Source organism: Paeniglutamicibacter sp. Y32M11, assembly GCF_019285735.1.
Lineage (GTDB): Bacteria > Actinomycetota > Actinomycetes > Actinomycetales > Micrococcaceae > Paeniglutamicibacter.
Map to the genome: position 1 here is coordinate 2,249,701 of NZ_CP079107.1, position 11,454 is coordinate 2,261,154.

An 11,454-nucleotide genomic window follows, 5' to 3' on the forward strand; every position below is an offset into this window, starting at 1 on the left:
ACTTATCCCCGTCCGCGCGTCGAGCTTAAACCACAGGCGACATTCGACTCCCCCATGAGTGAGGAATTGAATGTCGCCTGTGGTGTTCTGGCCTCAGGCCAACTGGCCCGGACCGAAGTGACTAGGTGAACTTCAGCAGTACCTTGCCGGACTGCGCCGAGTCCTTCGCCACGGCAAACGCTTCGAGCGCGTCCGCAACGTCGAATTCGTGGGTGATGATCGCATCAAGATTCAAAGATCCGTCGGCCAGTGCCAGGAGCACCTCATCGATCTCGTTGTTGAATCTAAAGGATCCCACCAGCTCCAGTTCCCGGGTGATGGCCAGGGAGATCAGAGCCGGCTGCTCCCCGGAGGGCAGCAGACCCACCATGACGATGCGGCCGCCGCGGCATGCACCACGAATGGCCGAGGCCAGTCCGCGATAATTTCCGCTGGCTTCGATCACCACGTCGGCTTCCACCGCGGCGATGGCCTCAAGATCATCGGCCTTCAAGGTGGAGGTCGCGCCGGATGCCGCCGCAATTTCTAACGGCTTATCAAACATGTCCACCGCGATAATTTCGCTCGCACCGGCACGTTCAAGTACCGCTACACTCAGGGCTCCGATGGGTCCGGCGCCAATGACCATCACACGCTTGCCGGAGACCTCGCCGGCACGTGAGACCGCGTGCCAGGCAACCGCCGCGGGTTCGGCCAACGCTGCATCACGCAGCGAAAGCCTGGCCGGCAGGGCGCGCAGCATCCGTGCGGGAAGATTTACCGTGCTGGCAAACGCTCCCTCGGTATGGGGGTAGCGCGCGGCAGACCCCAGGTAGGTGCAGCCCGGAGACAGATTCGGGCTTTCCTTAGGGTAGCGGGCACCGGTTCCACCGGGGGTGGCCGGGTGAACGGCAACGGCGGTTCCCGCGATCGGTCCACTTCCATCGGCCGCGGCAACACGGACAACGCCGACGATCTCGTGACCAAGAATCATCGGAGCCTTCAGGATCGATTCACCCGCTGCCCCGTGCATCCAGTAGTGCAGATCCGAACCGCAGATGCCACCGTAGGCGATCTCGATTTGCGCTTCGTCGGGCGCCGGGGCGCTGACGGTGATACTTTCAATCCGCAGGTCATCCGCGGCGTGGGCAACGACCGCGGTGGCGGTGGTGTTAGACAACAACGCTCATCCCTCCGTCGATGAAGATGGTTTGTCCGTTGATGTAGTTTGAGCCGTCCGAGGCCAGCCATACGGCCGGTCCGGCGAGGTCTTCAACACTGCCCCAGCGTCCCGCCGGGGTACGCCCCAGGATCCAGGAGTTGAACTTTTCATCGTCCACCAGATTCTGGGTCATCTCCGTGTGAATATAACCCGGCGCAATGCCGTTGATCTGTAGTCCACTTCCGGCCCATTCGGCGGTCATGGCGCGGGTGAGGTTCCGCAGGCCACCCTTGGCCGCCGTGTAGGCCGAGATGGTGGGTCGAGCCAGATCGGTCTGCACGGAGCAGATATTGATGATCTTGCCTTCTCCGCGCTTGAGCATGCCCTTGGCTGCCTCGCGGCCCACCAGGAATGCGCTGGTCAGGTTGGTGTCCAGTACACGCTGCCAGTCGCTCAGGGCGAGTTCCAGCATCGGTTCGCGGTGTTGAATGCCCGCATTGTTTACCAGGATCCGTAGCGGACCTACCTCGGCTTCGATGGCGGCGATATTTGCTGCCACGGCTGCCTCGTCGGTGACGTCAAAGGCGTAGGAGAAGATCCGTTCGGTGCCGTAGCTCTTTTGGAACTCGGTGGTAGTAACCGCCAGGGTTTCGCTATTACGTCCGTGCAGCACCAGGGTGGCACCCGCATCGGCCAAAGCCTTAGCCAGTTCCTTACCGATACCGCGCGAAGACCCGGTAACCAGCGCGATGCGTCCGGTCAGGTCAAACAGTTTGCTGCCCATCATCACTCCTTCGTGTGGGTGGAAGTTAGAACGCTGCGGCGACGGCGAAGATCAGGTACGCAATGGCGAAACCAACAACACCCACCAACGCCTGACCGACGGTCCATACCTTCAAGGTGGTCTTCACGTCCATACCGAAGAACCTGCTGACCAGCCAGAAGCCGGAATCGTTGACGTGCCCGGCGAAGACCGAACCGGCGGCAAGTGCCAGGACGATGGCCACAACTTCGATGGAGTTCAGATCGGCGTTTCCCACCACCACCGGCTGGATGATGGCCGCGGCCGTCGTCAGCGCGACGGTAGCCGAACCCTGGGCGACACGTACCACAGCGGCGATGATGAAGCCCGCGACGATGATCGGCAAACCGAGAGCGTCCAAGGAGTCGGCCACCGCGTCACCGATGCCACCGGCGCGCAGTACCGCACCGAACATGCCACCGGCGCCGGTGATCAGGATGATGGAACATACCGGGCCAAGCGCGGAGTCAACCACGGTTTCAACGAGGGTCTTGTCCTTGTTCTGCTTGTAACCCAACAGGAACATGCCCAACAGGACGGTGATCAGCAGTGCGACGGGGGTTTCACCGATGAGGCGAAGGATCTGAACCCACTGGGTGCCCTTGTCAACAACTCCGGCCGAGGCCAAGGTGTTCAGGCCGGTGTTCATGAAGATCAAGATCAAGGGAAGCAGCAGAAGTGTCACCACGGTGCCCAGCGACGGCTTGGAGGCGAAGTCGTGGGTTTCCTTGGCCGAACCGGCCAAGATGTCCGGGATGGCAATGTTGTATTTGCGGCCCACGTACTTGCCAAAGAGGTGTCCAACAAAGAACCAGGTGGGCAGCGCAACGACGAGGCCCAGCAACAGAACCAAACCAACGTTGGCCTCAAGCAGTCCCGAGGCTGCAACCGGACCCGGGTGCGGGGGTACGAAGATGTGCATGACCGAGAAGGCGGTGGCTGCCGGGAAGGCGTAGCCCAAGAATGATCCGCCCAGCCGGCGTGCCACGGTGAAGATGATCGGGAGCATGACCACAAGGCCGGCGTCGAAGAAGATCGGGAAGCCGAAGAGTAGCGAGGCAACCGACAGTGCTAGCGGCGCGCGCTTTTCGCCAAACTTGTTGATCAGCGCGTTGGTCAAGACCTCGGCGCCGCCGCTGGTCTCGAGCATGCGGCCGAGCATGGCGCCCAAGCCAACCAGCAGGGCCACGGTGGCAAGGGTGCCGCCGAAGCCTCCGGTGAGTGTGGGAATGATCTGTCCCACCGGGATTCCGGTTGCCACTGCCGTTAGCAGCGAGATGACTACCAGCGCCACAAATGCGTGGATGCGCCACTTAATGATGAAAAGCAGCAGTAGCAGGATCGCTCCCACTGCTATGGCGAGAAGCGCTGGGGTACCCAGCGTCCAGTTCATGACTAACTCGTCGGTCATCTTCGTCCTTCAGAGGTGTTGGTGTGACGGTGGCGGTGTCGGAACCGGTCGGTTCCGCGGTAGAGCGGTACTACTTGGCAGAAAGGTTCAGGGCCACCAAGTCGACGATATCTTCGGGGCTGAGCCGGACATCAACTTCAATGGCGGGTTCGTCGGCCTCGATGGCTTCCAAGGTGCTCAGCTGTGATGCGAGCAGCGTCGGCGGCATGTATTCGTGGCTTCGTTCGTCCAAGCGGTGCTGAATGAGCTCACTCGCACCGCTGAGGTGAACGAAGACGGTGGATGGTTCATGGCGGCGCAGGAGATCGCGGTAACTACGCTTGAGGGCCGAGCAGGCGATGATCGCCGGAGCGCCGTCGTTCGTGCTCTCGAAGAGCGCGTCGCCGATGGTGGATAGCCATGGTTCACGGTCACCGTCGTTAAGTGGGTGTCCGGCGGCCATTTTTTCCTTGTTGGATACGGGATGCAGGTCGTCGCCGTCGATGAACACGGAACCGACTTTGTCAGCCAGTAGGCGCCCTACCGTAGATTTTCCGGATCCGGAAACTCCCATTACAACCATGGGCGGGTAGGCAGCGCTGTTCATCGTCACTCCATCGTGGAACCAAGGGTAATGTCGGACATAAGAACGTGATATCCGACATAAATATGATTTATACAGACTAGGTCGACTCCGCGGCGTGTGTCAACCGGATTGATGCAGCAATCTGTCGAGATTGTTTCGACCCCTCAGCTTCCCCGGAATATCAGTGCTGCAGCGACCCGGAAAGGCCCTAGTTAGGTAGTGTTTGAGCGACACCTGAGCCTCTACCCAGCAAGCTCCAAGGTTCGCTTCATAACGTGGTGGTGTACATGCAGGATCGACGAAGGGAATTCAGTAATGGGACTCGGAGACAAGATCAGCAACAAGGCACAGGAAGTTGTCGGCGGCGCCAAGGAAAAGCTAGGCGACGTCACCAACAACGAATCTCTTGAGGCCGAGGGCATCAAGGAGCAGGCCGCTGCGAAGGCTAAGCAGGCCGGCGAGCATGTTCAGGACGCTGCCAAGGACGTTTTCGGCGGCTAGCCTCGGTAGATAAAGCAGAATGAATCAACTTTTCGGCGCCCCGGCTTCGTGGGGCGCCGAAACGCTTTAAGGCAGATCCACCCCCCCAGCGAGCCTCTCCCCAGGTAACAAGCCAGTGGTGTCAAAATCAGCACCTGATTCTTAAACGAAAAAGTTCCCTTGCGGAAAGATTTTCATCTTTCCGCAAGGGAACTTGTCTGTGGGCCCTACCGGGGTCGAACCGATGACATTCACGGTGTAAACGTGACGCTCTACCAGCTGAGCTAAAGGCCCTCAGTACAACAACATTCGCTTGCTTTGTTTCAAACGACTGCGTTGCAACAAGAGAATACTCTAGTACACACATCCCTGACTTGGCAAATCGCACTCCCTGGGCGGGCAAATTCTGGATGAAAGAAGCCGATAAACCTTGGAAATACAGCTGATTCTCCAAGCGCGCTGGACCTACCGAGCCGCAGCGCGCAGTGCTGCTACCACCGGAGCGGTGCCGTCTTCCGTTGCCAGGGCTGCCGCCAGTTGCTGCGCTCGCGCAGCGTAGCTGGACGTCGTCGTGGCCTGGGTGATGGCGTCGGCCAAGCGTTCGGTGGTGAGCATCTTGTACGGAACAGGTTGCGGGCCTGCACCGAGGGAAGCAATCCGGGTCGACCAGAGCGGTTGGTCGGTATAGATCGGCACACTGACCGTGGGTACGCCGGCGCGCAACCCCGCCGCCGCGGTTCCGGCGCCGGCGTGGTGGACCACCGCAGCCATCTGAGGAAACAACCATTCGTGCGGAACAGACCCGACGCTGATGATTCCGGGGTCGGAGACCCCGTCGACACCCTGCAGTACCGCGCGTACGCCCGCACGACGCGCGACGTCGAGCATAAAGTCGGCCTCTAGCGCCTCACTGCTTCCGAAGCCAATGAAGACCGGGGGTGGCCCGTCGGAGAGAAAATCACGGAGCTCCGCCGATGGCTGCCACCCCGGTTCGATCTGCGGCCACCAGTATCCCGCTAGGGCGAGCCCAGATCGCCAGTCCGTCGGACGGGGAAATATTGTGGAGCTGAAGCCGTGAAGTACCGGCGCATTCGCCCTCCTCCGGGCGCGCTCGGATGCTGCCCTCGTCCTTTGGGGCAATCCAAGCAACAGGCGGATTCGGGCGCTCGGGGCGTCATAGGGTGCTTTTCCTGCGGAGATCAGCGAACCGAGCAGCTTATTTCCGGCCGAACCCAAGCTTCGGGCAGTTCCGAGAACCACTGGCGGGTAGGCAGTACTGGGTTCAATCGGTTGCAGGTGTGCGCCGATGGCGGGGATGCCATACGCCTCCGCAACGTCGTAGGCGTAGGGAGCGATGGCGTTGGCCAGAATCACATCGGCGCCGGCCTCGGCCGCGGCCAATGTTCCGGTGGCGGCCAGATCCATGTAGTCACCGAGTTCACGCATGTACCTGCGCAGATCGGATCCGGTGGCCTTCTTCCCCGGTTCGGCCGGATTAACAAGATGGCTCATGTCGCCGGGGAGTTCGTGGTGATCGCAGCCAGCCCCGGTGACCAACGGCCCATAGGCGGCGTTCGCTGCGATAGCAACGTCAAAGCCCAAGGTTTTTAGCCTGCTGCCGAGCCCGGCCATCGGTGCAACATCGCCCCGGGTACCTGGCGCAATCATGAGCACTCTCATGCCATCCCTCGTTTCCATTGACTGCGATCACTGTTCGCAATTAAGAATATAGTGGAATGGTTACAGCACCTAACGCGGGTGTTCAAAGGAAAGGCGAAACTGTCATGCCCTCTCATGACCCCATAGATCTCTGGCTGCGGCCGGAGCGTACCGGTGTTGGGCCAAAGCCAGAGCACTCACGAGCGGGTATTGCCGCGGTGGCGATCGACATCGCAGACAGGGACGGACTACCGGCGGTCTCCATCCGGCGCGTGGCAGCTGGTATCGGGTCCGGCTCAGCGTCCCTCTACCGGTATCTGAAATCTCACGACGAGCTGGTGGAACTCATGATTGACACGGTCAGTGGTGAATACGCACTTGACCCCTCGTCGAAAAAACCTGGGATCCGACTTTTGGACTTGGCGCGGCAGGCCCGAGCCATCATGCATCGGCACCCGTGGTTGGCTCCCCTGCTGCTGACCCGCCCCTCTATGGGCCCTAATGCTCTGCAATATTTGGAGCATGCCCTCTCCGCGGTGGAGTTGGTGGATATGCCCGGACCGGTGAAATTGCAGACGGTGGCCATGATGACGGCCATAACCTCCGCATTCGTACAGAATGAGCTCTCATCCACCAACAACTCCGAGCTGAAACGAGCGGGCGCCAACGCCCGTCACCAGTACCTCTCCGAACTTATGCTCAGTGGTGACTATCCCCTACTGTCTGCGGCATTCACCGGCGAACATGAACCCGAGCACCCTGATGACATGTTCGACATCGTCATCACAAACTACCTCGCGGGAGCGGAGCGACAGTTCTCCGGCGGTTCCAGCTGAGGGCACCAGAAAGTTTTGCCACATGGGCGCCCGCTCGAGCAAGGTGCGGCAGGTCGCGAAATCCGACGTGTAATCCACGAGCGGGGAACATTGGGAGTGCAAGACACCGGTGAGTTGATAAATGTCACTGGACGGCGGTGTATTGCCGAAGCAGTGTGTATTGCGGCCGTAGAAGAAAAATCGATCCCGCCGGACTAAAATTGGCCGACATTGATCTGACTCTGGTTCACCGCGCAAACCCCTACACAGGTGGGGTGATGCCCGAGGACTGACCTCGTCCCGAAATCGGGAACTATTGGACACCGAGGAATTGGTGGGCCCTACCGGGATCGAACCGATGACATTCACGGTGTAAACGTGACGCTCTACCAGCTGAGCTAAAGGCCCTGGCACTACTGAGTTCATTGGGTGCTAGCCCGCCGAAGCGTTCGTGACAAGAATATGAAGGTGGCGGTGTACCTGCCCGAGCTGTCGAAATAGACGCAAAGATTCTTCGACAACTATGAGGTGAGTAGGTCCAACGCCTGTCGATAGCGCGCGATGGCGCGCGCCTGATGGATGGGTGAACTAAACGAATCCACTACGCACTCGTGCTGTATGAGGAACGTGTGGCGCGTCGCCGCGCCAGATTCAGGATTAAATGCCCCATAGCTGGAGGCAACTGCACCATGTGGCCAAAAATCGGCCAGCAGGTCAAACCCGAAGTGGGCCTGATCCGCGTAGGTCCGCAAGACGAATTTGTGGTCCACAGAAATGGCCAGAAAGCGGACATTTCGTGCGGCAAATTCATCACGAACCTTTTCAATCTCTTCAAGTTCCGACCCGCAGACCGCAGAAAACGCGAAGGGATAGAAAACGAGAAAATAGGCTTGCTCCCCCAGCCCTCGGGACTCGATGAGTTCCCCGTGCTGATTATGTAGAGCAAACCCTGGGGCCGTTTCACCGGCCGATGGCGCCAAGGAATCATTCCCCGACACAGGGTTGGGTGAACCCACAGCGCTAGTTCTTGCGGCGCGCAACAAGTCGGGTGGCCGACCAATCCTCGGAAACACCCTCGGTGTTGGTCACGTGCAGACCAGCGGTGGGGGCATCTGTTTGGATTACTCCGGGTGCCACGTGACCGTCTCGACCCGGCTTCGGGGTCAAGAGCCACACAACGCCCTTCTCATCTAGGTTGACCAACGAATCGACCAGAGCATCAATAAGATCCCCGTCGTCCTCGCGCCACCAGTAGATGATTCCGTCCACAACTTCGTGGTCTTCCTCAGTCAGTAGTTCTGAACCCACTGCGTCCTCTAGGGAATCGCGCAGATCAAAGTCCACATCGTCGTCGTACCCGAGTTCCTGGATCAGGTCCCCGTCTTTGAAGCCCATTTTCTGTGCGGCTTCATGCTTTGCCGTTGCGGCGTCGCTCACGTCACTCCTCCTGCTGCTGTATAGCGTCTGGTTACAACCAAACACCCTTTTTGCGCCTTCATCAAGCGCAGAGGCCTCAACACGCCGAAATAGTGATGACTTCGACCCATTTTGGCTCTCGGCGCAGTGGTTGTGTAACTCCAAAACGTCGCATGAGCTGTGCCCGGATACGTTTTGGACGCTCATGCGCATTAGAGTGTAACCGGCGGTCCGCGACCAACCACCCTTGGGGAACGGGCCACACTTTGGCGCTTGCACCGCCACTGCGGCACGAGACATGCAAAATTGAGTTCTTTCCGCAGTCCCCGCTGTACCCCATAACGAGGAGAAGATGGACGTGGCTGTAGAGGAACATATTTCTCACATCCGCAGCGGCTTGACTAGCCAGTTGCCTGACCGAGATCCGGAGGAGACCGCCGAATGGATTGAGTCCTTCGATGATCTGGTCGAAACGCAGGGCACCGAACGTGCCCAATACATTGTTCGTTCACTGCTGCAGCGCGCAGGCGCCAAGAGCGTGGGCGTCCCCATGGTCACCACCACGGACTACGTGAACACCATCCCGGTGGACCAGGAACCCGAATTCCCGGGCGACGAGCAGGTTGAACGTCGCTACCGCGCCTACATGCGCTGGAATGCAGCGGTCATGGTGCACCGCGGCCAGCGCCCCGGAGTTGGTGTTGGTGGCCATATTTCCACCTACGCAGGCGCCGCGACCCTGTACGAAGTTGGTTTTAACCACTTCTTCCGCGGCAAGTCACACCCGGGCGGAGGCGACCAGGTCTTCTTCCAGGGCCACGCGTCCCCCGGAATGTACGCTCGTGCCTTCCTCGAAGGCCGCCTGAGCGAAGACGACATGGACGGATTCCGTCAGGAAAAGTCCCGCGAGGGTCATGCCTTGCCGTCCTACCCGCACCCGCGTTCGCTTCCTGACTTCTGGGAATTCCCGACCGTGTCCATGGGCATTGGCCCGATGAACGCGATCTACCAGGCGCAGTCGAACCGCTACCTGCAGAACCGCGGCATCAAGGACACCTCCGACCAGCACGTCTGGGCCTTCCTTGGTGACGGCGAAATGGATGAGCCGGAATCTCGTGGCCTGCTTCAGCTTGCCGCGAACGAAAAGCTCGACAACCTCACCTTCGTCGTGAACTGCAACCTGCAGCGCCTCGACGGACCGGTGCGCGGTAACGGCAAGATCGTCCAGGAACTTGAAGCCTTCTTCCGCGGTGCGGGCTGGAATGTCATCAAGGTCATCTGGGGACGCGAGTGGGATGCCCTGCTCGACAAGGACGAAGACAACTCGCTGGTCGACATCATGAACCAGACCCCTGACGGCGATTACCAGACGTACAAGGCCGAAAACGGAGCCTTCGTCCGCGAACACTTCTTCGGCAAGTCCCCGCAGACCAAGGAATTGGTTGCGGAACTGACCGACGACGAAATCTGGAACCTCAAGCGCGGTGGCCACGATTACCACAAGGTCTTTGCCGCCTACAAGGCAGCCACCGAGTTCAAGGGCAAGCCGACGGTCATCCTGACCAAGACCGTTAAGGGCTACGGCCTGGGCCCGCACTTCGAGGCTCGTAACGCGACGCACCAGATGAAGAAGATGACGCTGGAGGACCTCAAGGCCTTCCGCGATCACCTGCGTATTCCGATCACGGACGAGCAGCTTGAAGCCGACCCGTACCTGCCTCCGTACTACCGTCCGGAGCAGGACTCGAACGAGTACAAGTACATGATGGAACGCCGTACCGCCCTGGGTGGCTCGGTTCCGTCTCGTCGTGTGGTCTCCAAGGAAATTCACCTCCCGGAGGACAAGGCCTACGAGGTTGCAGCCCGTGGTTCCGGCAAGCAGCAGGCGGCCACCACCATGGCCTTCGTGCGCTTGCTCAAGGACTTGATGCGAGATAAGGACTTCGGCAAGCGAGTAGTGCCGATCGTTCCCGATGAATCGCGCACCTTCGGCATGGACTCATTCTTCCCGACGGCGAAGATCTACAACCCGGATGGACAGAATTACCTGTCCGTGGACCGCGAACTGGTCTTGGCCTACAAGGAATCCCCGCTGGGTCAGCTGATCCACCCGGGTATCAACGAGGCCGGCGCCGTGGCCGCCTTCACGGCCGCTGGCACCTCGTACGCAACCCACGACGAACCGTTGATCCCGATCTACGTGTTCTACTCGATGTTCGGCTTCCAGCGCACCGGAGATGCCTTCTGGGCAGCCGGTGACCAGATGACCCGCGGGTTCATCATGGGCGCCACCGCCGGACGCACCACGCTGACCGGTGAGGGCCTGCAGCACGCTGACGGTCATTCCCCGATTCTCGCCTCCACCAACCCGGCAGTCGTTACCTACGACCCGGCCTATGGATACGAGATCGGTCACATCATGAAGGCCGGCCTGGAACGCATGTACGGCGGCAAGCATGAGGACCCGAACGTGATGTACTACATCACGATCTACAACGAGCCGTACCAGCAGCCCAAGGAACCGGAGAACTTGGACGTTGCCGGCATCCTCGGTGGCATCTACCTGGTCTCCCCTGCCAAGGTTGACGGACCGCGCGCGCAGTTGCTCGCTTCGGGCGTTTCCGTGCCGTGGACCATCGAGGCTCAGCGCTTGCTGGCCGAGGACTGGGGCGTATCGGCAGATGTTTGGTCGGTCACTTCGTGGAACGAACTGCGCCGCGACGGCCTCGCTTGCGAGGAAGAAGCATTCATGAACCCGGGCGCCGAGGTACGCGTTCCATTTGTGACTCAGCAGCTCGCCGGCGCCACCGGCCCGATTGTTGCCGTCACCGATTACATGAAGGCCGTGCCGGACCAGATCCGCCAGTTTGTGCCCAACGAGTTCGCCACCCTGGGCGCCGACGGTTTCGGTTTCTCCGATACCCGAGCCGCTGCACGCCGATTCTTCAAGATCGACGCGCACTCGGTGGTAGTTCGCACACTGCAGATGCTCGCCAAGCGTGGCGAAGTAGACGCATCCGTACCAGCAGCTGCCTTCGCCAAGTACAAGCTTGACGAAGTCAGCGCCGGCACCAGCGGCAATGCGGGCGGCGACGCCTAGCCACTGACGGCTACCAAAATTGGCGGTGGCGTGGTTCTCCCCTGACGGGGAATCCACGCCACCGC

General features: G+C 60.1%; 10 protein-coding genes and 2 tRNA genes. 3 read left to right on the top strand and 9 right to left on the bottom strand.

The window, feature by feature from the left end; translation table 11 throughout:
• Window positions 1–121 precede the first annotated feature (121 nt).
• From KUF55_RS09905 to KUF55_RS09920, 4 genes are all read right to left on the bottom strand, one after another.
• Window positions 122–1,159: an L-idonate 5-dehydrogenase gene (locus tag KUF55_RS09905; protein ID WP_255556950.1), complete on the bottom strand. Its 1,038-nt coding sequence runs from the start codon at window positions 1,157–1,159 to the stop codon at window positions 122–124.
• Entirely contained in the window at window positions 1,152–1,925 is a 774-nt protein-coding gene (locus tag KUF55_RS09910) for an SDR family oxidoreductase (RefSeq protein WP_218816523.1), read from the bottom strand. The genes KUF55_RS09905 and KUF55_RS09910 overlap by 8 nt, the downstream gene beginning before the upstream one ends.
• A 25-nt stretch (window positions 1,926–1,950) precedes the next feature.
• Entirely contained in the window at window positions 1,951–3,354 is a 1,404-nt protein-coding gene (locus KUF55_RS09915) for a GntP family permease (RefSeq protein ID WP_132357836.1), read from the bottom strand.
• 70 nt (window positions 3,355–3,424) lie between these two features.
• Window positions 3,425–3,940, bottom strand: coding sequence for a gluconokinase (locus tag KUF55_RS09920; RefSeq protein ID WP_132357838.1), 516 nt, complete (start codon window positions 3,938–3,940; stop codon window positions 3,425–3,427).
• A 294-nt stretch (window positions 3,941–4,234) separates the two neighbouring features.
• On the opposite strand from KUF55_RS09920, the gene KUF55_RS09925 reads away from it, so the two are divergent.
• On the top strand, window positions 4,235–4,420 hold the full coding sequence (locus KUF55_RS09925; protein WP_132357840.1) for a CsbD family protein: 186 nt from the start codon (window positions 4,235–4,237) through the stop codon (window positions 4,418–4,420).
• 200 nt (window positions 4,421–4,620) lie between these two features.
• Here KUF55_RS09925 and KUF55_RS09930 read toward each other — a convergent pair.
• A tRNA-Val gene (locus KUF55_RS09930) sits at window positions 4,621–4,693 on the bottom strand.
• Between the two features lie 171 nt (window positions 4,694–4,864).
• Window positions 4,865–6,079: a glycosyltransferase gene (locus KUF55_RS09935; protein ID WP_132360971.1), complete on the bottom strand. Its 1,215-nt coding sequence runs from the start codon at window positions 6,077–6,079 to the stop codon at window positions 4,865–4,867.
• 104 nt (window positions 6,080–6,183) lie between these two features.
• Between KUF55_RS09935 and KUF55_RS09940 the strand changes: the two genes are divergently transcribed.
• Window positions 6,184–6,894 (top strand): TetR/AcrR family transcriptional regulator, encoded by a 711-nt coding sequence (locus tag KUF55_RS09940; RefSeq protein WP_218816524.1) that lies wholly within the window; start codon window positions 6,184–6,186, stop codon window positions 6,892–6,894.
• 311 nt (window positions 6,895–7,205) lie between these two features.
• Here KUF55_RS09940 and KUF55_RS09945 read toward each other — a convergent pair.
• The 3 genes from KUF55_RS09945 to KUF55_RS09955 form a co-directional block, all read right to left on the bottom strand.
• Window positions 7,206–7,281, bottom strand: a tRNA-Val gene (locus KUF55_RS09945).
• A gap of 113 nt (window positions 7,282–7,394) precedes the next feature.
• The gene (locus KUF55_RS09950; protein WP_255556952.1) at window positions 7,395–7,889 is read right to left on the bottom strand and encodes a redoxin domain-containing protein; all 495 of its coding nucleotides are present in this window, start codon (window positions 7,887–7,889) and stop codon (window positions 7,395–7,397) included.
• A gap of 4 nt (window positions 7,890–7,893) precedes the next feature.
• Entirely contained in the window at window positions 7,894–8,268 is a 375-nt protein-coding gene (locus KUF55_RS09955; protein WP_132360975.1) for a DUF3052 domain-containing protein, read from the bottom strand.
• Between the two features lie 373 nt (window positions 8,269–8,641).
• Here KUF55_RS09955 and aceE point away from each other — a divergent pair, with 373 nt between their 5' ends.
• Complete coding sequence (gene aceE / locus KUF55_RS09960; protein WP_218816525.1) at window positions 8,642–11,389, top strand: pyruvate dehydrogenase (acetyl-transferring), homodimeric type; 2,748 nt, start codon at window positions 8,642–8,644, stop codon at window positions 11,387–11,389.
• The last annotated feature ends 65 nt before the right edge of the window (window positions 11,390–11,454 follow it).

Excerpts from the sequence above, each read along its gene's own strand:
- KUF55_RS09940 (WP_218816524.1), top strand. The coding sequence starts at position 6,184 with ATGCCCTCTCATGACCCCATAGATCTCTGGCTGCGGCCGGAGCGTACC.
- KUF55_RS09910 (WP_218816523.1), bottom strand. The coding sequence starts at position 1,925 with ATGGGCAGCAAACTGTTTGACCTGACCGGACGCATCGCGCTGGTTACC.
- aceE (WP_218816525.1), top strand. The coding sequence starts at position 8,642 with ATGGACGTGGCTGTAGAGGAACATATTTCTCACATCCGCAGCGGCTTG.
- KUF55_RS09920 (WP_132357838.1), bottom strand. The coding sequence starts at position 3,940 with ATGAACAGCGCTGCCTACCCGCCCATGGTTGTAATGGGAGTTTCCGGA.
- KUF55_RS09925 (WP_132357840.1), top strand. The coding sequence starts at position 4,235 with ATGGGACTCGGAGACAAGATCAGCAACAAGGCACAGGAAGTTGTCGGC.
- KUF55_RS09935 (WP_132360971.1), bottom strand. The coding sequence starts at position 6,079 with ATGAGAGTGCTCATGATTGCGCCAGGTACCCGGGGCGATGTTGCACCG.
- KUF55_RS09955 (WP_132360975.1), bottom strand. The coding sequence starts at position 8,268 with ATGGGCTTCAAAGACGGGGACCTGATCCAGGAACTCGGGTACGACGAC.
- KUF55_RS09915 (WP_132357836.1), bottom strand. The coding sequence starts at position 3,354 with ATGACCGACGAGTTAGTCATGAACTGGACGCTGGGTACCCCAGCGCTT.